The organism is Frankia sp. Hr75.2 (assembly GCF_949319125.1).
Taxonomy (GTDB): domain Bacteria; phylum Actinomycetota; class Actinomycetes; order Frankiales; family Frankiaceae; genus Parafrankia; species Parafrankia soli.
On the sequence record NZ_CASGGV010000354.1, the window covers coordinates 1 to 22,397 of the forward strand.

General features: G+C 69.2%; 20 protein-coding genes. 4 read left to right on the plus strand and 16 right to left on the minus strand.

All coding sequences use genetic code 11. The features are described from left to right. A partial coding sequence (locus tag AC559T_RS35090; RefSeq protein ID WP_498871440.1) for a response regulator occupies window positions 1–312 on the minus strand: 312 nt, incomplete at its 3' end. 50 nt (window positions 313–362) lie between these two features. After that, window positions 363–1,649: a sensor histidine kinase gene (locus tag AC559T_RS35095; protein WP_498871441.1), complete on the minus strand. Its 1,287-nt coding sequence runs from the start codon at window positions 1,647–1,649 to the stop codon at window positions 363–365. Between the two features lie 108 nt (window positions 1,650–1,757). On the opposite strand from AC559T_RS35095, the gene AC559T_RS35100 reads away from it, so the two are divergent. Together AC559T_RS35100 and AC559T_RS35105 are read left to right on the plus strand one after the other, a co-directional pair. Beyond that, complete coding sequence (locus AC559T_RS35100; protein ID WP_498871442.1) at window positions 1,758–2,714, plus strand: ABC transporter ATP-binding protein; 957 nt, start codon at window positions 1,758–1,760, stop codon at window positions 2,712–2,714. Continuing rightward, complete coding sequence (locus AC559T_RS35105) at window positions 2,711–3,463, plus strand: ABC transporter permease (RefSeq protein ID WP_498871443.1); 753 nt, start codon at window positions 2,711–2,713, stop codon at window positions 3,461–3,463. The genes AC559T_RS35100 and AC559T_RS35105 overlap by 4 nt, the downstream gene beginning before the upstream one ends. A gap of 64 nt (window positions 3,464–3,527) precedes the next feature. Here AC559T_RS35105 and AC559T_RS35110 read toward each other — a convergent pair whose 3' ends face one another. Beyond that, complete coding sequence (locus AC559T_RS35110; RefSeq protein WP_235013953.1) at window positions 3,528–3,725, minus strand: site-specific integrase; 198 nt, start codon at window positions 3,723–3,725, stop codon at window positions 3,528–3,530. On the opposite strand from AC559T_RS35110, the gene AC559T_RS35115 reads away from it, so the two are divergent. Beyond that, window positions 3,651–3,818, plus strand: coding sequence for a hypothetical protein (locus AC559T_RS35115; RefSeq protein ID WP_235013951.1), 168 nt, complete (start codon window positions 3,651–3,653; stop codon window positions 3,816–3,818). The two genes, AC559T_RS35110 and AC559T_RS35115, sit on opposite strands and share 75 nt — an antisense overlap. Window positions 3,819–3,894: 76 nt before the next feature. On the opposite strand, the gene AC559T_RS35120 is transcribed toward AC559T_RS35115, so the two are convergent. From AC559T_RS35120 to AC559T_RS35140, 5 genes are all read right to left on the minus strand, one after another. Next, the gene (locus AC559T_RS35120; protein WP_498871444.1) at window positions 3,895–4,656 is read right to left on the minus strand and encodes an aminoglycoside adenylyltransferase domain-containing protein; all 762 of its coding nucleotides are present in this window, start codon (window positions 4,654–4,656) and stop codon (window positions 3,895–3,897) included. Window positions 4,657–4,896: 240 nt separating this feature from the next. Further along, entirely contained in the window at window positions 4,897–6,456 is a 1,560-nt protein-coding gene (locus AC559T_RS35125) for an ABC transporter substrate-binding protein (protein WP_498871445.1), read from the minus strand. Window positions 6,457–6,605: 149 nt separating this feature from the next. Next, window positions 6,606–6,803 (minus strand): hypothetical protein, encoded by a 198-nt coding sequence (locus AC559T_RS35130; protein ID WP_241831445.1) that lies wholly within the window; start codon window positions 6,801–6,803, stop codon window positions 6,606–6,608. Window positions 6,804–6,919: 116 nt separating this feature from the next. Further along, the gene (locus AC559T_RS35135) at window positions 6,920–8,161 is read right to left on the minus strand and encodes a CaiB/BaiF CoA transferase family protein (RefSeq protein WP_071062274.1); all 1,242 of its coding nucleotides are present in this window, start codon (window positions 8,159–8,161) and stop codon (window positions 6,920–6,922) included. Then, the gene (locus tag AC559T_RS35140) at window positions 8,158–8,682 is read right to left on the minus strand and encodes a gamma carbonic anhydrase family protein (RefSeq protein ID WP_112106235.1); all 525 of its coding nucleotides are present in this window, start codon (window positions 8,680–8,682) and stop codon (window positions 8,158–8,160) included. Before AC559T_RS35140 ends, AC559T_RS35135 begins: the two co-directional genes overlap by 4 nt. 749 nt (window positions 8,683–9,431) lie before the next feature. On the opposite strand from AC559T_RS35140, the gene AC559T_RS35145 reads away from it, so the two are divergent. After that, window positions 9,432–10,028, plus strand: coding sequence for a TetR/AcrR family transcriptional regulator (locus AC559T_RS35145; RefSeq protein WP_498871446.1), 597 nt, complete (start codon window positions 9,432–9,434; stop codon window positions 10,026–10,028). Between the two features lie 160 nt (window positions 10,029–10,188). Here AC559T_RS35145 and AC559T_RS35150 read toward each other — a convergent pair whose 3' ends face one another. The 8 genes from AC559T_RS35150 to AC559T_RS35185 all read right to left on the minus strand — a co-directional run bounded on the left by AC559T_RS35150 (window position 10,189) and on the right by AC559T_RS35185 (window position 22,037). Next, entirely contained in the window at window positions 10,189–11,439 is a 1,251-nt protein-coding gene (locus AC559T_RS35150) for a maleylpyruvate isomerase N-terminal domain-containing protein (protein WP_498871447.1), read from the minus strand. After that, on the minus strand, window positions 11,436–12,113 hold the full coding sequence (locus tag AC559T_RS35155) for an RNA polymerase sigma factor (protein WP_112106232.1): 678 nt from the start codon (window positions 12,111–12,113) through the stop codon (window positions 11,436–11,438). Before AC559T_RS35155 ends, AC559T_RS35150 begins: the two co-directional genes overlap by 4 nt. A gap of 160 nt (window positions 12,114–12,273) precedes the next feature. Then, the gene (locus AC559T_RS35160; protein WP_498871448.1) at window positions 12,274–13,506 is read right to left on the minus strand and encodes a hypothetical protein; all 1,233 of its coding nucleotides are present in this window, start codon (window positions 13,504–13,506) and stop codon (window positions 12,274–12,276) included. A gap of 164 nt (window positions 13,507–13,670) precedes the next feature. Beyond that, window positions 13,671–14,618, minus strand: coding sequence for a zinc-dependent alcohol dehydrogenase (locus AC559T_RS35165; protein ID WP_498871449.1), 948 nt, complete (start codon window positions 14,616–14,618; stop codon window positions 13,671–13,673). A 64-nt stretch (window positions 14,619–14,682) separates the two neighbouring features. Next, entirely contained in the window at window positions 14,683–14,895 is a 213-nt protein-coding gene (locus AC559T_RS35170) for an SDR family oxidoreductase (protein WP_498871450.1), read from the minus strand. A gap of 71 nt (window positions 14,896–14,966) precedes the next feature. Beyond that, the gene (locus tag AC559T_RS35175) at window positions 14,967–18,020 is read right to left on the minus strand and encodes a toll/interleukin-1 receptor domain-containing protein (protein WP_498871451.1); all 3,054 of its coding nucleotides are present in this window, start codon (window positions 18,018–18,020) and stop codon (window positions 14,967–14,969) included. 1 nt (window position 18,021) lies between these two features. Then, window positions 18,022–19,293, minus strand: coding sequence for a toll/interleukin-1 receptor domain-containing protein (locus AC559T_RS35180; protein WP_498871452.1), 1,272 nt, complete (start codon window positions 19,291–19,293; stop codon window positions 18,022–18,024). Then, entirely contained in the window at window positions 19,290–22,037 is a 2,748-nt protein-coding gene (locus AC559T_RS35185; RefSeq protein WP_131627496.1) for a vWA domain-containing protein, read from the minus strand. The genes AC559T_RS35180 and AC559T_RS35185 overlap by 4 nt, the downstream gene beginning before the upstream one ends. Window positions 22,038–22,397 lie beyond the last annotated feature (360 nt).

The following is a 22,397-nucleotide window of genomic DNA, read 5'->3' on the forward strand; positions in this document are numbered from 1 at the left end:
GAGCGCTTCGTAGACGTAGTCGTCCAGTTCGAAGGTGGTGAGCACGAGGATCTTCGGGGGCTCGGCAACGTCTGCGAGGATCTCCCGGATGGCCGCCAGCCCGTCGACCCTCGGCATCCGAATGTCCATGATCACGACGTCCGGGCTCTTCTCCCGGATCAGTGGCACGACCTGTGAGCCGTCAGAGGCCTCTCCGACAACGTCGATCTCGCCACCTGACTCCAGGATGACCCGCAGCCCCACACGCACCAGTTCTTCGTCGTCGACGAGAAGGACTGAAACCGGCGCCGGGCCAGCCTGGGCGCGTTTCATGTTCGGGGTGTCGCGGACACAACCGGGATCTTCCCAGCGGCCGTCCGCTGTCACGACCGACCGTCCGCTGGGGCGGTGCCATTGTCGTAACTGGAACCGGCCAGGTCGCGACGCACGGCCTGAACACCGGATCCCATGCCGAGGGGAAGCCGGGCTTCGACGATCCATTGGTCGTCCTGGGGCTTCGCGCTGAACTCGCCGCCGAGGAGGACGGCACGTTCCCTCGCTCCTCGCAGGCCTTTGCCGTCCTGCCGCGGTGGGCTGGCGGACCTGGCGGGCAGTGGGTTGGCGACACGCAGCCCCAGGCAGGCGTCGTCCACAGCGACGTCGATCGCCACCGTGCGGCCCGGCGCGTGCCGCAGTGCGTTGGTCACCGCCTCCTGCAGGATCCGGTAGGCCTCCCGCGACACGACCCCGGGGATGTCGTCGGTCCGTGGACTGACGTCGGCGAGGATCGGGGTTCCTGCGGTCCGTGCGCTGTCCAGCAGGGTGTCGAGCTCGGCCAGCGTGGGACGGGCCCGCGGTCCCACGGGGGCGTCGCGGAGGAGCCCCAGGGTCCGTTCGAGATCGTCCATGGCGCGCCGCCCGGTCTCCTCGATGACCGTCAGGGCACGGTGGACGAACGCGGGATCGGTGGTCGCGAGCTCTCTTGCCGCGCCTGCCTGCAGGATGGTCAGGGTGAGTGCATGGCCAATGGAGTCGTGCAGCTCCGCGGCGAGTCGGTTGCGTTCCAGGAGCTGCTCAGCCCGGTGCTCGACCTCCGCCAGCCGCTCGGCCGGAGACGGGCCGAGGAGGGCCCGGGCTGCTCGCACCTGAAGCGCGCCGGCCGCGACGATCGTCCACATCAGGGCAAGGATCAGGGGCGGCGCCAGAAGTGGCCCCAGGAGAAGGCGATCACTGTCCAGTACCCGGATTCCGGCGACCTGCAGTGGCCCCTGCCGGAAAGGGGCAAAACCGATCTGGACGGCGAGGGTGAACCCGTTGGCCGTCAGTGCCAGGACGGCAACTCCGAGCCAGACGCGGAAGGCCAGCCAAAGCCCGGTCCGCCGCCGGTCGTACAGTGTACGCGAGGGCGCGAGGCTGATCTCGGCGCCATCCCGCGGTTTCAGGAGCCATCGTGCCTGGACACCCTCCGCGTGGCGGGTCCCGGGCACGATCGCGGCGAGCGCCAGCAACGGCAATGGGGAGATCAGGCAGAAAAGCAGGGTGCGTGGCAGGGATTCGTCGAAACCGGGTACCACCATGACACAGGTGCCAGCGAAGACCCCGCCCATGGCCAGATGCAGCCAACGCGTGTAGACAGCGGGCCGGAGCAGGGCAGCGACGAAGAGCGGCACTGCTCCATGATGCTCACCGCCGCCACCGGGCACCTCCCCCATGAGAGGGAGCGAAGTCAAGACCGCCAGGGGATCCGCTCGTAGCGTGCCATGGCGCTTACTACGACCATGACGACCAAGAAGGAACGACCGCCCCGGGTTCTCATCGACGTCCGGGATCTCACCAAACGCTACGGGCCGACCGTCGCCGTGGACCGGCTCAGCTTTCGGGTCGAACCGGGTCGCGTGACCGGTTTCCTCGGTCCCAACGGGGCGGGCAAGTCGACCACCATGCGGATGATGCTCGGGCTCGACCGGCCGACGGGCGGCGAGGTGCTCATCAGCGGCCAGCCATACGCGCAGATCGGGGAGCCGTTGCGGCACGTCGGTGCGCTCCTCGATCCGTCCGCCGTGCATCCAGGGCGGCGGGCTCGTGACCAGCTACTGGTCCTGTCCAGGAGCAACAGGATCCCGGACGCACGGGTGGACGAGATGCTCGACCGGGTGGGCCTGGCCGCCGCGGCCAGACGTCGGATCGGCCGATTCTCCCTGGGGATGCGCCAGCGGCTCGGGCTCGCGGCCGCACTGCTCGGTGATCCTCGGGTGGTCATCCTGGACGAGCCGCTCAACGGCCTCGACCCCGAAGGCATCCAGTGGGTCAGGAGCCTGCTCAAGGAGCTCGCCGAGGATGGGCGGGTGGTCCTGGCCTCCAGCCATCTCATGAACGAGATGGCGGTGACCGCCGACCATCTGATCGTGATCGGCAGGGGCCGTCTGCTGGCCGACGTCAGCATGACCGAGTTCAGCGCCCGGTACGGCCGCGGCCGGGTACGGCTGCGCACGCCAAGACCCGAACAGCTGGGCAAGGCCCTGGCCGCCGAGGGGTTCGTCCTGACACCGACGAACAGCGGAACGTGGGAGATACCTGACGCCCAGCCGGACCAGATCGGCGCGGTCGCCGCACGCGAAGGCGTGCCACTTCAGGAGCTTGCGCTGCACAGCGACTCCCTGGAGGAGGCGTTCCTGCGCATGACCGCGCACTCCACCGAGTTCGCCGCCGCCGGACGGGCGGGCGCTCTGACATGACCTTGCAACCGGTGCTGTACTCGGAATGGACCAAAATCAGGTCCCTCCGATCCCTCGTCTGGTCGCTGGCACTGGCCGCCGTCATGCTCGTCGGCTTCGGTGCCCTCGCGTGCGGGGCCTACGGCGACGCAGAGGCCGCCGAAGCGGACTACGATCCGCTGGCGGTGGGTTTCTGGAGCCTGAACTTCGCCCAGATCGCGCTGGCTGTCTTCGCGATGCTGTCCCTCGGGGGCGAATACGAGAAGGGCACGATCACCACCTCGCTCACCGCCGTTCCCCAGCGAACCCGCTTCTACCTGGGCAAGCTCCTGACCACTGCGGGCCTGTCACTGGCCGTTGCTCTCCCCGCTGCGCCGCTGACGTTCTTCCTGACCCAGGGTCTGCTGGGCGAGCACGGGGTGTCCCTCGGCGATCCCGGCGCGGTGCGCGGCGTGATTTCTCTGATCCTCTACTTTCCGCTGCTGACCCTCCTGTGCATGGGCCTCGCCGCGATGACCCGTTCCGTGGCCGCGACATTGGGCCTGTTCCTGCCGTTCCTGTTCCTGCTGTCCCCGTTGAGCATGGAGGTTCCCAGCCTCTGGAACATCACCCAGTTCCTACCCGACCGGGCCGGGCTGTACGCGGTCATGAATCTCCAGTCGGACCCCGACGTCTTCTACAGTCCGTGGCTGGGCCTGCTGATCATGGCCGTCTGGGCGGCAGCTGCGGTCTTCGGCGGCTGGCATGCGCTGCGCAGCCGTGACGCGTAACCACCGGAGCGGACGACGCCCGTGTCCGGGAGCATGGGCCGACGGCGCCTCCTCCCGATCCTCGTCACTTTTCCGTAACTGACGAGCTGTAGAGCCGGGAGAGGATGCCATCCATGCTCCGGGCCGTGGAGCGCCGGACTTCGTCGAGGATGTCCACGTAGACGTCCGCCGTGGTGGCCAGCCGGGTGTGCCGCAGCAGGGCGCGAATCTCGTTCAGGTCAACACCGGCGGAGAACAGCAGCGACGCCGCGGTGTGGCGCAGGTCGTGAACGCGGGTGTGCGGGATTTCCGTCGTATCCGCGTTGCCGCTGATCTCGACACGAGCGCGGTTGCCAGCAACTCTGAGTATGTCTAGCTGCTCCAGTTGGAGCCCGTTTGCGGGCTAGGCGCAAGATGATCTTGCGGGGCACCGACCACCCAAACGAGTCATTTTAGGCAGGTCCTGTGGTCGTGTTCAGAGCGGCGGTGACGGCAGCGCGCGTTCGCATGTCGAGCTCATCGGCGGCACGAGAATTGACGGCACCGTAGTTGCGGCGACCCGACAGGGCCTCGGATACCACGGTGAGATCCGGATGGTGAGCGGTGACCCAGCGGGCTCCCTGCCGCTTTGAGCCCCAGATTTCGGTTTCGGCATACCGCCAGCTCCGACACGCATTGAGAACACGGTTGGGAGTCGCCGGCTCACTGGCATCGTGCCACGACAGAGAGTCGAGGATTGCGGATAGCTGCCAGGTTCGAGGGATCCCTGTCAGCAGGTCCGCCGGCGACGGTCCGTACAGGGCCCGACCGAGGTCTCGACCAATCGCCAGGTCGAGCAGGAACCAGTGGCTCGGCTCGGTAGACGGGTCGGTCGAAACGTGGCGAGCGATGTCAGAACCCGTATTGAGGTTGAGCTGGAAACGAGGATGGCGATCCGGTGGTGCGACATCCCGGACGTCGTAGCACACGAACTCGAGGCGGCGGGCCGGGCACGGCAGCGCCGTATGGTCGAGCTCCTCGATGAGCCGCGCCCGCTGGGCCGGTTCGAGGGTGCCGTCGATGACTGCCTGAACGTCAAGGTCGCTGGGCCCCGGGTCGTAGTCGCCGTAGGACCCCGAGCCGAACAGGTAGACAGCGACCAACCGGTCGACGAGTAGCTTGCGAAGCAAGGCAACGAGGAGGCGCAGGTAGCGGACCTCCCGCTCAGGCAGCACAGCATCCCACCCATCATGATGTTGGCCAACGGAATCCAGCAACCGGCTGTCGGGAAACCGGAAGGCCGTCCGACGACCGTGCCATGGGCGTTACATCGACCACAGCCAGTCATCGAAACGGCTCCACGAGAGCAGTCGGCTGTCCATATCTGCCCTGAAAGACGACGAATCACCCGCTTGGCCGGTAAAGCCGCCCGGCGAAAGGGACAACTCCGCGGACGGCCATCACGGGAGGCTCTGTTAGTGCTGGATCCAGATTTCCTCGGGCTGAAGTGAACCGAGGCCGTACTGTACGAGTCCGCCGACGTTCTTGCTCGAGAAGGCGCTGGGTGCCGCCTGCGAGAGGAAGACCACCGGGGTCAGCTCGGCCAGCCGTTCCTGCAGAGTGGCGTAGGCGGATTTGCGTTCGGCCTCCGATGTCGCGGTGCGCGCGGTCGCGAGGCTTTCGTTGAGTGCCGGGTCGTCGATGCCGGGCAGGTTCGCAGCCGAGCTCCCGTGGAAGGTCGTCCACAGCCGCGGTTCGGGGTCCTGGAAGAAGGCCGACGAGACGAGCACGTCGAAGTCGTGGGTGGTGCGCAGCGCGGCCAGCTCCGTGACCTCGATGGTCCTGATCTTGACGGTGACGTTCTTGAAGCTGCTGAGCTGGGCCTGGATGTTCTCCGCGATCGCCTTGCCGTCCGTCGTGGGGACGCTGGAGAAGACGAAGGACAGCGGTTTGCCGTCGGCGGCCAGCTCGTCGAGGAGCCGTTGCGCCCGTGCGCGGTCCGTTGTCGCCAGCGGCGTGTCCGAGTAGTAGGGAGAGTCCTTGCTGAACAGGGTGTCGACGGGCTCACCGGTCCCGCTGTAGACAGCCTGGTTGAGTGCGTCCCTGTCGATTGCCGCGGCGAGGGCCTGGCGGGCGCGGACGTCGTCGAAGGGTGCCCTGCGTGTGTTCAGCCCCATGAAGATGCCGCCGCCGGTCGGTACGAGGTTCGTCGGCAGGCCGGCCTGCTCGGCCTTGTCGAGGTTGACCCAGCTCGACTCGACGGCCGCGTCCGCGCCCCCGGTGAGCACCGTGTTGTAGCGCTGGCTGCTGTCGAGGGCCGCGCGGAGGGTGAGGCGGTCGAGGTAGGGCTTGGGGGCGTCCCAGTAGCGGGGGTTCTTGACCAGTTCCATGGCGGCCTGGCGTGTCCAGCTCCGCAGGGTGAACGGCCCGGCGCCGATCGGGTTCGCGTCGAAGGCCTGCGGCCCCTTCTCCAGGGCGGTCGGCGAGGCGATCCAGTTCATGGACGAGGTGAGGACGGCTTGGGCGTACTTCGGCACCGGTGTGGCCATGGTGATCTTCAAGGTGGTGTCGTCGACCACGTCGGATGAGGCGATCATCGACGCCTCCGACCGGGAGATGGCGGCGGTGGCCGGGTTCTTGAGCCTGTCCCAGTTGAACTTCACGGCTTCGGCGTCCAGTGGGGTTCCGTCGGAGAACACCAGACCCGACCGCAGTTTCAGCTCGAATGTCGCCCCGGCGTCGGTGGTCTGGAAGGACTCGGCCATCGAGTACCGTATTTTGCCGCCCGGGTCGGTCATCAGCGTCCCGTACAGCGCGTTGCCCACGACACCGGTGGTTGCGTAGGCGTTGCCGAGAGCCGCCGGGTCGAGACTGCGCGGATCGCTGAGGGTGAGAATTCTTCCCTCGCCACCGGCAACCGGTTCGCCGGAGGCACCCGAGGACGGGCCGGTGTCGCCGCCTCCCCCGCAGGCGCCCAGGGCGAGCGTTGCGCAACAGACGGCAGCGGTGACGAGTAATCGTACTTTGGGGATCACAACGGACCTCTTGTCAACGTTCGAGACAGATGAAAAGGGACGGAACCAAAAGACCTGGGCGAGCGCGGGTCCGGGCGAACGGCAGTGACATGAGGTGTTCGGACGGAAGGCCGGCTGGTAGCCAGAAGGCGGCCACCTGCCGGTCGCAGTCAGTCCGAGGCCGGAAGGATTTTGGGTTTGACCAGTTCCAGGGGCACGCCGTCGAGTTCCAGCGCCCCGGCGCCCTGCCGGACGCAGAGGGCCTCGAAGGTTCCCCCCGGGGCCCGGTACCGCTTGCCGAGAAGAGTGCGATCCTCCTCCGGCTGGCCCGGCCGGGCGCCGTTGGCGTGGACGTCCTCTGCGGTCATGGGTTTCCCCCCACAGGTGAGAACGCCGTTTCCTCCCTTGATCACGATCACCTCGGTCGTGCAGGTGACGCTGTGGAGGCGGGTACCCGCCCTGAATTCCGTCACCGGGCCTGCCACTAGAGGATTTCCTGTTCGCGCAGGTCGGAGATGTCGTCCCAGGTCAGGCCGAGCACGTTGATCAGGATTTCCTCGGTGTGCTCGCCGAACTCGGGCGCCTGACGCTGGATGCGCGCCGGTGTTTCGGAGAGGGCGACCGGGAAACCGGGGACCCGGGTCTTTCCCATCGCGGGGTGGTCGAATGAGACGATGTAGTTGTTGGCGATCGCCTGGGGGTCGTTCACGATGTCGGCGGTGGTGTTCACCGCGGTGATCGGCATGTCGCCGGTGGCGAGCAGCCGGCGCAGCCAGGTCTCGCGGGGTTCCTTCGCGAAGAGCTCGTCGAGGAGGGCGACACAGGCGCGGCCGTTCTGGCAGCGGCTGATGTGGTCGGTGAACCTGGGGTCGCTGGCAAGCGGCTCGGGGTCACCGAGCGCGTGGAGGAGGGTCGCCCAGTGCGGGTCGGACTGGACCATGGCCATGGCGATCAACTTGCCGTCCGCGCACTGGTAGTAGTTCCACAGCGGGTTGCCCGGGTTCTCCCGTGAAGGTGGCTCGTCGCCCAGGTGCTTGCGGAACGTCGAGGTGGCGACACGTCCGTCCTGGGTCATGAGCTCGAGGGCGAGTGCGAGGCCGCGCAGGGCGAGCATGCTGCCGAACAGGGAGGTGTCGACCCGCTGGCCCACCCCGTGCCGTTCCCGCGCGAGGAGGGCGGCGAGCACGCCGTAGGCGAGCATGATGGCGCCCATCTGGTCGGCGAGGCCGCTGTCGGCGACGTTGACCTGGTCGGAGCCGGGTCTGAGCATCAGACCGGAGCGGGCCTGGCCGAGCAGGTCGTAGGCGCGGGCGGTTCGCTCGGGGCCGTTGGGCCCGTAGGCGCTGCCGGCGCCGTAGACGAGCATCGGGTTGTCGGCGCGCAGCGTCTCGTAGTCCAGCCCCAGCTTCTCCGCGACGGTGGGCCGGAAGTTCTGGATGAACACGTCGGAACGGGCGACCAGCTGGCGTACCAGCGCCACCCCCTCGGGTCGTTTCAGGTCGACGGCGAGGCTGCGTTTGTTGCGGTTGTTGACCTCGAAGTACGGAGAGGTGCCGGTGTCGGGGAAGGCGTACTGGGCCCGGCCGGAGTCGCCACCGAGCCGCTCCTCGATCTTGATGACGTCCGCGCCGAGATCGCCGAGCATGGCGCCGGCCACCGGGCCGTGCTGCCAGATCGTCCAGTCGATGACGCGTATGCCTGTCAGCGGCCCGTCCGGCTTGCTCATGCCCGGCTCCAGATGCCCTGGCGGCGGTACTCGTCGGCGACCTTGCGCATCGTGGGCAGGTAGGTGGAGGCAAGCCGCATCGCGTGCTTGGGGTTGCCCGGGTCGATCTTCGAGTGAACCTTCGCGGGAGCACCCACCGCGAAGCAGTACTCGGGGATCTCCACCTGCTCCAGCACGACGGACCCGGCGGCGATGGCACAGTGGGCGCCTACCCGCGACAGCGGCATCAGCGCCGCCGTGTTCCCGATCATGCAGTCGTGGCCGACGAAGGCCTCGATCGTGCAGTTGTGCCCGATCATCACGTTGTCCTCGATGTGCGTGCTGGTGTGCAGCACCGAGTTCTCCTCGATGTGGACGTTGTTGCCGATCCTGATCGGGGTGGTGTCCGACCGGATGACCACACCGGGCCAGATCGAGCACTCCTCGCCGATCTCGACGTCGCCGATGAGGGTGACGTTGTCGGCGACGAGCGCGGACGCCGCCACCTTCGGGCTCTTTCCGTTGAACGGTATTATGATCATTGGAGCTCCTCTGTCGAGGCCGAAGTTCGAAATCCCCGGATCGGGGCGACGCAAGTACCCGGGAGCGCCACGGAAAGCGACACCTTCCCGCGCTCTCTTGCCGTCGCCGGATGACGGAAGGCAGCTGAAATTTGGCAGGGCTGAAGCCGGGATGGGTAAATTCTGGCGGCGGCGAGAGAAGGCAGCCCAAGAGAGGGCAGCCGAAAAATGGGCCGGGGTCAAGGCGGCCGATGTGGAGCCTGGGCCGATTCAGGTGCGGCCTGGAGCCGGTCCCGGTCTCCGTCCGCGCGACCACGCGAGAACGTCTGGATTCCGTGACGGTCGGCCTGCACCGGCGGTGTTCGGTGTTCTCCGGCGGATGGTCTCGGGCGCGCCAGGTGGCCCGGGTTCTCCGCCCGACCCGCGCCGGATCACCCGCGGCCTTCCATGAACCTGAGAGCAGTGGTGATCCGGGGGTAAGGCGGGATCACCTTGTCCGTCTGGACGCATACTGGCTCCACCTGTCTGCGTGCCGTGCCACGGCCCGTGTCGCCGCAGGGGGACTCGCGTCTCCGCCCGAGTCCCGACCTGGACGATCTTGCCATTCAGGCCGGCTACCTGCGAACTCTCCGGCTATGACACTAGTGCAACAGCTGGGGGTGGTCAAGGTGGACGGTGCCGACAGGCGCCGCGGCACCCGAGGGCGGGGCGTCCGCGGTCGCGGGGCGACCGCCGTCACCCGCCGGGCCAAGGGACTAGAATCCTGACGCGTGCCGGAAACTCCGACCCGCGAGCGCGATCCGGACGCGAAGCGCGTGCGCATCGCCGACGAGGCCCTCCGCCTGTTCCAAGCACAGGGATATACAGAGACGACGATCGACCAGATCGCGTCGGCAGCACGCGTCGGCCGCCGCACCGTCTTTCATCATTTCCCGACGAAAGAGGCCGTTCTCTTCGACCACCTCATCGTACGGCGCGAAACCGCGACCCAACGCCTGCGCGAAAGACCGGCCGATGAAGCGCCCCTGACAAGCCTGCACCTCCTGCTCCGGGAACTCGCCGAGCAGGGTTACGAACAGCGGCTGATCGAGCAGATCCGCGCCGTGGTCGCGACAGAGCCACAGCTCGCAGCGGAGCAGTTCTCGACGGGCAGTCGGGCATTCGAGACGAGTCTGGCCGCGGTCCTGGAGAGCAGATGTGGCGACACCATCCCGGCACTCGAAATCCGCGCTCTCACAAAAATGGCGCTCGGCTGGTTCAGCACGGCCGCCCACATCTACCTCACCGAGGAACGGCCGTCCCTGCTGGAATGCTTCGACGACGTCGTCGCGGTCTGCGCGCAGGCGAGCGCACGGGATCTTCGCTGACCGCGGGCTCGCCCTACTGAATCCCGCCGCAGCGCGACGGGTTGGTCGCCATCCTTCAGGTGGTCCGCTCACCGCGGCCGGCCTCGTGGCGAGCGCGGAGGAGACGGCGGGCATGGCGTTCGCGCCGTCTCGCTCCGGCCTCAGCCCGAAAGACTCCCTTTCAGGGGCCGGCCAGGCTGGGAGCGAGAGTGAGGAGCTCGACGGCGAGCCGCTCGTCGCCCTCCATCCTCGTGGCCACCGCGTCCACCGTCGCGCGATCGCCGGCCAGCAGACAGAACGGAACGATCCCCGTGGTCACAGCCCCCGTGGTCACAGCCCCCGTGGTCAGCGGGCCCGACGCCGGGCCGGTCGTGAGCGCCGGACCCGCGGCGGGGCCAGGTTCCACCAGGCCGGCGCCGTTCTCCCACTCGTGCACACCGGAGGGGTCCAGCGACCAGGTACCGCCGCCCGGCCCGGTCAACGTCACGGTGAGCGCGGCCGGCCCGGCCGTCTCCACGGCCGCCGTCCACGGGTCGGCCAGCAGGCGCAGCGCGAGATCAGCCATGGTGTGCAGTTCGTCCCCGCCCGGATCCGGTACGGCCAGACCCGCGGCCGCGGCGATGTCCCGGGTGTGGATCCACGTCTCGAACGCCCGGGCGGTCAGGTGGTCCGCCGGGGTGGTCGTCCAGCCGCCCGCCGTCACGGCTGACGGCCCCGAGGCCCGGGTCGCGTCGGCCACGGCCGCGCACACCGACCCCGCGCGTTCGAACCAGCGCAGCCGAACCTGCTCGACCGACCACTCCCGGGTGGCCGCCAGGACGGCCTCGGTGCGCGCCACCGGATCCTCGTCCGGCCGTCCCAGGTCGCCGGGCACGTCGCCGCCGGTGCCGGCGTCGCTGCCGGCGCCATCGAGGGCGGCCAGCAACAGGCCGTCGACGGCGTACAGGTGCAGCACGAGCTCACGCACCGACCAGCCGGCCGCGGCCGGGCGCCCCCAGTGCGCCGGGGTGAGCTCGGCCAGCAGCCTGTCGAGCGCGGCAGCCCGGCTCCCGTGGGTCGGGGTCCGCGGTCCGCGCGGCCGGGCGGGGCCGGCCTGTGCCGCTGCCGTCAGGCCCGCGACGACCGTGCCGGGCGCGGCGGGCCGGGCGGCGAGCGCCGCGGCGAGGACGGCGTCGAGCGACCCGGGTCGGCCGGGCGTGAGGTCCATGTCGACGTCGGCGGCTGGCGCGTCGGGGGGCCCGGCGGCGGACCAGGCCGGCGGCGGGACGGTGAGGGCGAGCTGTGCCGCGTCGACGGAACAGCTCACGCACCGGCCGAGATGGGTCTCGATCGCGTCCGCCGCGGCGGCCGTGCACTCACCCACCACGTACGCGTCCAGCAGCGCCGTCACACAGTGTTCCGGTGTGGGCGCGGCCGTTGGGTCGACCGTCACGGGGCGGCTCCCAGGCGGGTGAGGGCCAGCGCGAGGGCTGACAGGGCCGCTCGCATGCGCGACTTCGCCGTCCCCTCCGGGATGGCGAGCCGAATGGCCACCTCACGGTAGGTCAACTCCCTGTAGTAGGCCAACTCCACCACCTCGCGCAGCTTCACGGGTAACGCGGCGACGGCGGCCCGCACGGCGTCGGCGTCCTCCCTCGCGAGGAAGTCGCGGTCGGCCGCCGGGCCGTCCGACTGCTCGGCGAGGGCCCGCGCGACCAGGTCGGTAGGGCGCCGGGCGATCTCCCGGCGGACCCAGTCGACGGCGCGCCGATGGGCGAGTACCGCGAGCCAGGTGCGCAGCTCCCCGCGGTCCGGGTCGAACCGGAGCGGATGTTGCCAGAACGCGACCAGCACCTCCTGGAGGACGTCCCGGGCCGCGTCGGCGTCACCGGTCACCCGCGTGGCGACGGCAAGCAGGTAGCGGGCGTACCGCTCGTGGACGACGGCGAGCGCCGTGGGATCCCCGGCGACCAGACGGCCGTGCAGCTCGACGACCTCTCGCCTCGAAAGCGGCTGCCGGGCCGCGGCCGGCGTGCGGGCAGGGGTAGGTGCGCCGCCGCCGGTGCCGGCCGCTGACGGCCGGCGCGTCACGGGTGCCGCACCGTCCTGTCCGTGCACGGTAGGCATTCTGCCACGAACACTGCGCCTCCTGGTAGGTGTCCGTGCACGCACCGGCACCGGACGGCCGGCCGGCCGCACCGCCCGCGGCACCACCCGACCGGATCCGCCCGAGGCGCAGGGCGGGCGCGACGAGGTCGCCGCGCCCGCCCGCCCCTCGCCTGTGGTGTCAGGTGAGCGGCATTACCCGAACGACCCGGATGGACGTGCTGGAAGTGCCGGCGGCGGGGAAGGCGACGCTGCCGTCGGGGTAGGCCTTGGCCTCGACGTAGGTGTGGTCCGGCACGACGATCGTGAACTGGCCGCCCACGGTTGCACCGCTGGTGGTGTCGTACGCCTGGGCGGCGGTCGAGGTTCCGGACTTCCAGGTCAGGAGCATCCTGCCGGCGCCGTAGCCGACCAGGTGCGAGTGCTGGGTCCGGTCGGCGGTGAGGACCGTCCGGTCGGACGCGCCCGTGGAGAAGTGCTCCAGCCGTACCTGGTTGCCGTTGCTCCACGCGGTCCAGTAGCCCGGGGTGCCGGCCAGGACGATGTTGCCACCGAACAGGGTTCCGTCGCAGACCCCGGGCACGACGGTCTGGCCCGTGCCGGGGCGGGCGATGCGGCAGTTGTTGTCGGTGGCGCAGACCATCGCGAAGTGGCCGGTGCGGGCGTCCCAGATGATGTGGGAGTCCCAGGCGTGGCTGCAGCCCCAGTCGAAGCTGTCGTGCCCGGCGACCAGGGCGCCGGTGGTGGCGTTGACCACCTGCATCCGGTCGCCCTCGTGGATGTCGACGCAGCCGCCGTTGGCCACGGTGATCGCCGCCTCGAAGTAGGCGGCGTAGTTGGTGCCGTCGTAGGCCAGGGTGCCGTGGTGGTTGTACCACCAGACGAAAAGGGCCCCGGGGTCGTAGCCGCCGCGGCTGCTGCTCAGGTTGGTGACCTGACGCTCCCACAGCTGTCTGCCGGTGTTGTCGAGGCGGACCATCCACATGGTCCTGGTCGGGCTGGACGTCCCGCCGCACAGCGTCCCGCTGCCCTGCGGGCCGGGACGGGTCAGCAGGACCACGACACCGTCCGCATCGGCCTTGACGTCCTGCAGGTCGACCGCGTCGAGGGATGTGGGAGTACCGACCAGCTGGTCACCGCAGTCCAGCTTGCCGAGGCGCACCTTGGAGTCGGTGCCCAGCCAGGCCAGCCACGACCCGCCGCCCGGCGCGGCGGCGATCGCGGTCGGCAGGGGGTCGGTGTCGCCCTGCGGCGCGAAGCTGACCGCCGGCGACCCCAGGCCGACCTCGGTGATCTTCGTCGCCGGCGAGGCGCCCGACGTCCGCCCGCAGTCACCGGACGTCGGTCCGGACGGGGTCGTGGTCGGCGAAGGCGTCGGGGTCCCCGCCGGGGTGCCGGTCGGCGACGACGGCACGGTCGGCCGGATTCATCCGTTCACGCATTTCAGAAGGTGTTCGAAAGGCTTGGCATGCCGGGCGGTGTCAAGGGATTCAACGCATGGATGCCGCCCTTACGGTTCCGCGGTAGAAGCAGTGGTGGACGGAGCCCCAGCCGCTACCACGGCCGGCCTGGACCAGCTCAGCCAACCTCGACGACGACCTTGACCGCGCCCGACTCGCGGTCGCCCGCCACCCGGAAGGCCTCGGTCGCGTCCTCGAGCGGGAAGCGATGGGTGATGAGCGAGTCCGGGATCTCAGGGCGCGCCGCGAGCATCTCGGCGGCCTGAAGCATCTCCCGCCGGCCGGCATGCCCGCAGTACCCCATCGACGCGACCAGCGTGACCTCCTTGGTCAACAACGACGAGTACGGCACGTCGATACCGCCCTGGTGGACGCCCAGGAGCGAGACGGTGCCGCCTGGCTTCACCAGCTCGACGCTGCGCCGCAGGGAGCTGGGTGACCCCGCGGCCTCGATCACCACGTCGTAGCGCTCGCCCGCCCTGGGCTCCCCGACGCCCATCCGCTCGCGGATCGCGTGCTGGTGGGGGTAGCGGGCTTCCATGACGACCTCGGCAGCGCCCTGGGTCTGGGCCGCGACGGCGGCCAGCTGGCCGATCGAACCGCCGCCGACGACGGCGACGGTCCGGCCCGGCGCGGTCCCGCCGACGCGGGCGCCGTGCCAGGCGACCGCGGCGGGCTCGGCCAGCGAGGCGTTCGAGACGTCAAGCCCGGCCGGTATCTCGAGGACCTTGTGGATCGGCACCCGGAACTGCTCCACCATGCCGCCGTTCTGCATGATGCCGAGAGCCTTCCTGGTGGACTGGTCGCAGAGGTTGTTCCGGCCCTCCCGGCAGAAGTCGCACCTCCCGCACCCGAACTGCCCCTCCACCAGGACGGGCGTCCCGTCCGCCTTCCGCCCGGCGAGCTCGTGGCCGAGGATGAACCGGGTGCCGAGCCGCAGGTAGTTGAGGTCCGAGGCGCAGATCCCGGCCACGGCCATGTTCAGCAGCTCGCCCTCGTCCCAGCCGGGCGGCTCGGCGACGTCGATGACCACCGGGCGTCCCTCATGTCCCCGAACCGCCTTCATCGCCACCCTCTCGTCCGTGGTGCGTCGTGATTCTGCTCCACTTCCAGCTCCGCGGTCGCCTCGGTCACTGTCCGAACAGCAGGAACGACCCGCTGTCGAACGAGGCGTGCACCCCGCCGTCGATCAGGACGTCGGTCCCGTTGACGAAGCTGGCCTCGTCCGAGAGCAGGAGCGCCACCACCGCGGCCACCTCCTCCGGCCGGCCCCTGCGGCCGAGTGGCGTGCGTTCGACCAGCGCGTCCGTCTTGGCGTCGGCAGCGTCCTCCGCGGCCACCATGGGGTGTCGATGGTGCCGGGCGACACCGTATCTATGCGCTGTTCCGGTCCGCGCCCGCTCGGGGCGGAGGGTCAGCGGAGCGCGGTGGTGTCGGGCACTCGGACGTCGAGGATCGCCATGATCACGTCGAAGTCGCTGATCTTCGCGGGGGTGAACGTGGAGGTCGGTTCGCCGTCGTTGATTTCCTTGAAGGAATCCCAGCCCATGTCCTTCGCCGCGCGAGTCCCGATGATCTTTCGGCATTCATGGACCTCGGCCTGCAGGCCGAGCACAGTGTAGATCCAGATCGCTCGCAGCAGACGGGCCAGAATTTCCTTCGATGTATGAGGTGATTTCACCGGCCGGCTGGTCTGCCAGTACGCCTCGGCGAGCGGAAGCGAGACCAGTGGCCACTCGCCCCTGGCCGCGTCGACCGCCTCCTCGAAGTGCTTCAGCGGTCCGCCCTCCTCCGTGGGATGCAGGCCGCGGGCAGCCGCGTTCCGGCCGAGATTCACGAGGGCGGCGATCCGGAGTCCGGCGAGGTGACGTTCCCCGGCTACCGCCTCGAGCGCCCGCTCGAAATGCCCCCTGGCCTCTTCGGGCTTCGCCATCGCACCTAGGGTGGAAAGCGCCAGGAACCTGATCCGGGCTTCGACATCTGGCTGCTGGACCAGCCGCAGCAGTTTGCGGTACGCGTCGTCCCAGAACGTTCTGCCGCGTGCGAACGACCCCATCCCGATCTCCAGGTCGCACCGGGCCCGGAGAGCCCGGTCCCGGCCGGCGTTCTGATGGACCTCGACCAGGAGTGGCCGTGCCTCCTGGACGTCGTCGAGGAGACGGAGCACGACCGCCTTCGCCAGCCGCAGCCGCTGCCCGTCCGGGGACAGGGGTTCGATCAGCCCAAGCCGGTCCACCTCGTCTATGGCCCGGCGAAGGGGGCGCAGATCATTGCGGTAGAGCCTGGACGACGTCAGGGTGCTCCTGGCGTGGATTCCGCCGCGGGAACTGTTGGGGTCAATGGCGCCGCGGATGTCGGTGGCGTCGGAGAGATCGGCGATGGTGTCGGAGTCCACCAGCCGCATGGTCTCCTCGACCGCGCGCACGGCGGTCTGTCGGGGCCGGCCGGTACGCCGCCGCTGTGGTAGTTGCTCTTCCGAAAACTCGGCGTAGGCGAGCTCGAACCCGGTGAGAGCGGCCACGAGGCTGTCCCGCCTGTCGCGGGCGAGCCGGTTCGCCTCCCTCAGGTGCTGGACGGCCTGGGAGGTCGAGGTCGTACCGTGATGCTCCAGCTTCTCCTGGGCGAGCTGGCGCAGGGTCGCCACCCGTTCCGCCGTCACGGCGTTCGCCCTTTCGAGCTCGTCAGCCCGCTCCTGGTAACGGCGGACGAGATCCTCCGGGCTCCCGGGAAACTCCACAGGCGTCAGGACCGCGGACTCGCGCTCGTCCCACGTGTCGGCCAGCTCCGCCAGCAGCGTCGTTCTGGCTGTCTCCTCGTCGAGTTTGACCAGGCTCACCGGTTGGATCTCGGCGAACGGTGCCGTCTCCGGGGCGTGGGAGGAGATGAGAACGGGCAGGAGGCTCCATCGGCTGGAGCCACGGTCGGCCGGGTCCGCCCTGGTGTAGCGGCTGGCGGCCCACCGCCAGGTGGCCCGGCCGAAGTCGGATTCGACATATCTGGGGCTGAGCAGGATCAGCACACAGAGTTTCCCGCCGTCGATGTCCGTGCCCGGATCGCCGCCGGCGTCCCGGAGCCGGTCGTCGAGGAAGCCCGTCCCGTCCCGGCTCGCGTTGTGCTGCCGTACCCGCGCGGAAATCCGGCACAGCTGTTCGTACACCCAGGCCGCCCAGAGCGGATCCCGGCCGCCTTCGGCGTAGCTGATCACGAACTCGTCGTACTGCAGCTTGCGCGCGGGACGGTCGAAGCCCGCCACCATTTTCGCCCATGCCGTCCGCGACGGCGGGTTCAGGCGGATTGTGTCATCCCGCCCGATGTTCTGGGCGAGAAATTCGCAGGCCCGCTGCAGACGATCCCGGTCGATTCCGTGCGGCGGACCCTCCTGGAACGCGTACCGCGGGGTGTGCGGCAACGCCACCTGCTCCCAGTACTTCTGCGTGCCGCCCAGGATTCTGGGCCCTATCAACGGCTGACGCGGCAGCGTCGTGGAGACCTCCTCGAACTCCTCCCACGGCAGTTCGAACACCCGCTGGTAGCGGTCCTTTGCCTTTCCCGCCGCCGCCCGCGCGGAGGTCTCGATCCGTGACGGCAACGGCAGGATTCTCAGTTCACGCCGCTCACGGGCGCCTGCCGCACGGGCCTGGGCGGCGACCCGTGCGGTGTTGAGGATGCCCTGCTCGTTCATACCGAAACAGGCGACCATGACATCGGGGAGAACCTGCGTGCAGGTGGCCGACACATCCCCCATGCCCGTCCGCGAATCCACCAGGACGAAATCGTAGTAGTCCGCCCATCTGGACTTGAGGGTCCGGAAGAAGCGGTGCCCGGCGAACTTCGTGTACAGCTCGTTCCAGTCCAGGAGCGCCAGCTTTGCGGCGTATCCAGCATCGAGGCGGCCGGATCGCATGAGGTCGACCGAGCCACCGGGCTGGAAAACGTCGTCGATGTCCAGCTCCTCGACGAACGAGGCCCAGCTGGTGCAGTCCCTCAACCGCTGCTTCATAGGGTCGGAATCAGCCTCGCCGCCGGACGAATCCCTGGTGAGCTCGGCGCGGGCCGCATCCAGATCCACCCTGGTGATTCGCTCCCGGACCCACTCCCGCAGGTCGGGATCGGCCAGCTCCGCACGCGCCTGCTCGGCGGTCGACGGGTCCGCCCAGTCCTCCCCGGACCAGTCCGGGTGGGCGGCGAGCGGCTGCCATGAATGACGTTCCAGGTACCGTGCCAGTGCGTCCGCGTCGAGGCGGTCGCGGTAGTCGATGACGAGATCCACGAGACCGGCCCTGGTCCGCATCCCCTTGACGGCCGCGGCCGGCCAGAAGTAGTTCTCCAGGCCGGGGGCCTCCAGATCCCAGTCGACGACGAGGACCTTTTTTCCGGCCGAGGCGAGGATCCAGGCTACCCAGGCGAGTGCGAGAGAACGCCCGACGCCACCCTTGTACGAGTAGAAGGTGACCACCGTGCCGGGCATCTCAGGTGCCCAGATCGTAGGGGTTGGTCACCAGCGGCCCGCCGTCGCCGCCCGAACCGTCGGGCCAGTGGTGCTCCACACTGCGCCGGACAGCGGCGACGATCTCAGTCGTCGCCCGCACGCACTCGAATATGTAGCGAGGGTCGCTGCGGGCGGCTCCGGCGGCACCCACGGAATCCACGGCGCCCACGGCACCCACGGCGCTCGCAGCACTTGCGGCACTCTGCACGCCCACGGCGCCCGTGGTGCTCTCGGTCCCGGCGACAGCTTCGGGCAGCGGAGAAATCACGACCCTTTTTCGAGCCTGCGTCGGCTGAATTGTAGATATCATCCAGATTCGAGCCCCGATAGGATCCGTGCGGTCGAACAAAGCGATCATCGGCGTCCCCTTTCGCCTGATCGATCTCACTGTCGCGGCACTCCATTCCTCGAAGGCGGGTAGCGGCTCGCCGATCACCTCTACGTTCAGCATGTGAAGTGCCCAGCTCAGACCGAGCGCCGGGTAGCTCGTCATCGCGTCCCAGTGGGTCATCGGATGCCCCGAGGAGGCCGCACGCCTGCGGAACGGGTCCCACTCGTCGACGGACTCATGATACGCGCCCTCATCCGGGACCGGCCGTCCGTTCAGCTGTTCTTTCTTGGCCACCGCATATACCAGATGGCACTTCAGGACGTCGTCCCTGCCGAACTGGCCCGGCTCGAACGCAAAGTTCCGCCCGTCCATCCTCAGCTGCGGGCTTCGCGGCCGCCAGTCCCTCGAGGCTTTTGCCTTGTGAACCTTCTTGATCTGCTCGGCAAGATGCTGGACGGCCATCGGGTACGCTCCGAAATCCCGATTCTCGATCAGGTCATCAAAGAGGCCCCTCTTCGTGGTGTGCGGGTTGCCGTCGATCGTGAGCTGGTAAGCCTTGACGATCGGCGGTATATAGCTCATCCGCTTCCACCAGATGGGGATGATCCGGGACGGCCGCTTGTCGCCGTACCTCACCGCCTCGAACAGACGGCGACGGAACAGTCCCCACTCCTCGGCGCAGGCCGCGGACTGGAAATAGCTCTCGGTGCAGATTGGGATGAAGAAATCGCACGTGTTGAGCTCGTTCTCGATGTCCGACTTCCAGTCGGCCCCCGGCGTGAGATCCCGGTCGAGAAAAACCTCGACCGGCTCCCCGCCTATCTGCTGATCGAGCTCGTTCTGCAGATCCTGCCGGAAGATTGTAATGTGCTTGCGCCGGTCGTTCTTCCGGGCATAGCTGATGAAAACTTTCAGCGTCATGCCCGGTTCACCTCCCCGACCCGCGATCCGCCCGGCGGCGGGGCCACCGGTTCCGTGGCGGGATCCGGTTCCCCATCCACCGCGGGCGCAGGCCCGGTGCCGGGCTCAACGGCTTGAGCCGTCGGCTGGACCGCCGCGGATGGTGCGCCGTCCCCGCTTACCGCGTACCCGTCCGCGTTCACCCGGTCGGCCGGGTTGACGTCCGGCTCGGCTGGTTCCCAGGTGTCCATCACCGCGAGGTCGAAGGCGTTCTCGGCGCGGTGCAGGACCGTGAGCCCCACCGGGAAGGTGAGCTCGCGCTGGCCCGGTCGACGGATCCGGATATCCGTCGATTCCGGATCCTCCACCCGCCGGATGACGAAGTCAGGCTCGGCACCGTCAGCCGGTCGCGCCAACTGGGGCGGCGAATCGGGCTTGGGTAGCCGGAGGGCCAGGCGGGCGCCGTCCGACTCCTCCGCGTCGAGGTAGTCGACGGGCGTTCCGTGGTCGTACAGGTACACGGTCAGGCCGAGCACCCCCCGCGGCTCGGGCGACGCGGGGGTACCGGACGGCACCGGCTGATCACTCGGTATGTCCGACGGATCCGCGACTCCCCTGTCGGGCCTGCCCCCCATGCTCCTCCGCTTCTTGGAGCTGCCCCACGCCATCAGACCCCCGGAGACGAGGGCGGCGAACAGGGCAGCTGATACCAGCGCGACGATCAGGCGCACCCATCCGGATGTGCCGCCGGTCGGTGCCGGGCGCACGGTGATGTCGAAGTCACCGATGGCCATCCCCATGTTCGGCGGGGCATTGAGGTTGGTCACCGCGACGCTGCCGCGCAGCGGCCCCGGCCGTGCCGACGAGTCCACACGCAGGGTGAAGCGCACGGTGGTCCCGGTACCGGAGCCGCCGCCGGCCGGCGGTTGGATCCGGGCCGGGCTCACCGTCACTCCCGGATCCTGGTCGAGCAGTGCGATGCCGAGCAGCGGCAGCTTGCCGGTTCCCAGGGCGTGGATGGTGATCTCACCGCTGATCTCGCCGCCCGCGACGACGGATCCGGCCGGAGGGCGGATGCGGATATGCGGGCCGGCGGCGCCTACTCCGCCGGCGGATCCGCTGACGGCACTCATGAACGTCCACTCGCCGCATACCTGGCGGGCGCAGAGCGCCTGCCCGAAACTCGTACCGCCGAGCCGCGCGACGAAGATGACGCGTTCGGAGGCGTCCTTCGGGACGGCCACGGAACCGCTGAACACGCCGTCACCGCGGCCGCTCTCAGTCCCGCTTCCGACCCCGTTCCCGGCCCCGCCGCCACGCTCGGCCCCTGGGACGTCCTGCTTCCCGCCGTCGTCCCTGAGGGTGCCGGCGGGGATCCCGTCGGCCGGGTTCTGCCCTGGCCGCAGTGTCGTCACGTCGACCCGCAGGCCGGCCGTGCCTGCCGCGTCGGCGAAGGCGTCCCGCCGGCCGAACAGGCGCAGGTGCGCGCTGGCCTGCGAACCCGGGTACGGCGCCGGCCCATCGATCTCAAGGTTCCCGAGCAGCCGCCAGACCGGGACGACCGTGATCATCCCGCCGGGTTCGCCGGGGGCCGGTTCGGCCTTCACGACCCAGGTGCCGGGCGGCGGATTGACGATCCGCAGGGATTCCACCCATCCGGAGCCTCCACGCCGGATATAGCTGCTGCCCGCGTCGTCGAAGTCGCGCGGGAGGGGCACGTCCTTGTCTCCGACACCGCCCGGGCCCGGGGGGTGGAACGTGAGCCGGGTGCCCTGGCTCGGTTTGAGGACGGTGATCGCCGCATCGGCGACGCCGGCGGGTATGACCACGCCGACTTCGGACCCGAGGTCGAGACCGTACGACTTCACCGGGCCGGCGAACTCGCAGCGCAGCAGGCCGAGCGTGGTCAGCAGCGGCCCGGTCAGATCGGCGGACGTGGCCAGCGGCACGACCCGCTCCGTAGCCGGATCGTAGCCCGGGCACGGCGTGGGTGGCGGACTGGCGTCGCGTGCCAGCGTGGCCAGGTCGACCGTGTGGCCGGTGGGATCGGTGATGTTCGGCTTCGGCCCGAAGCCGAACGGCCAGATCTCGATGCCGGCTTTCCTGGCCGCGGGGAGGATCTCGTCACGGATCTGGCCGCTCTCGGACCGGTCGGTGGACGAGCCCCCGCTCGAGTCGGTTCCGGCCGTGCTGAGCTGGCCGTCGGTAAGAATGAAAATCACTTTCCGGGCTGGGCCGAAGCCGGTGGCAGGCGCGGACAGAAGCGTGTCGAAGCCCGATTTCAGGGCGGCGACGTAGTCGGTGTCCTGGCCCTGGCCGGCGGTGCGCCGCATGATCCCGGAAAGGCAGCCGCTGATGCGGTCCCGGTCGTCCGGGTCGTCTACCGGGGCGAGCGGGCAGAGGGTCTCGGCGGCTGGTCTCGCCGTGCTACTCCCGGACGGCCCCATGCTGGCGAACGCGGTCACCGCGATCCTGGTGCGGGTCGACAGGTCGGTTGCGGCGATCACGCCGGCGGCACGCGCCTCCAGGGCGATCGTGGGCTCGTCGAGCGAGCGGGACACATCGACCAGGATCACCGCGTCCATCGCTCCGCTGTCGGCGGCACCGGCCGAGCCGGGCAGCGGCACCGCCTCCGGCATCGGGCTCGCCGCCGCCTGGGCGCCGCCCACGAAAGCTGCCGTCCGGGCCTGAACCACCGGCGCGGCCGGCAGCACTTCCCTCGCGCCCGTGGCCGACGTTCCGACGGCCACGGGAACGATAAACACGCAGGTCAGAAGGCCTATCAAGTACTTCTCTAACGCCCGGCGCGGATGGCCGAGCCCCCCCGTACGCAATGGACCCCCCGAAAATCTCGTCCATCAAGCTATGCACCATACCGGATGACATGACGTTAAACACGAGTACGGAGCGACCTGCATCCGCGAACCCCGGGTGACAAACCACTGCTCCATCTGCGCTCCACAGAGGAACTACACAGGTAATGCCAGCAAAGGGCAGGCCACGTGGTCACGCACACGCTGGACCATCGTTCCTGGGCGCGCCTGGCCGAAAAACACTCATTCGACGGTTTCGTCGAGGCGGCACGGTCCGCTCCGCCGCTACTCCCGCGCAGCGACAAACCTCTG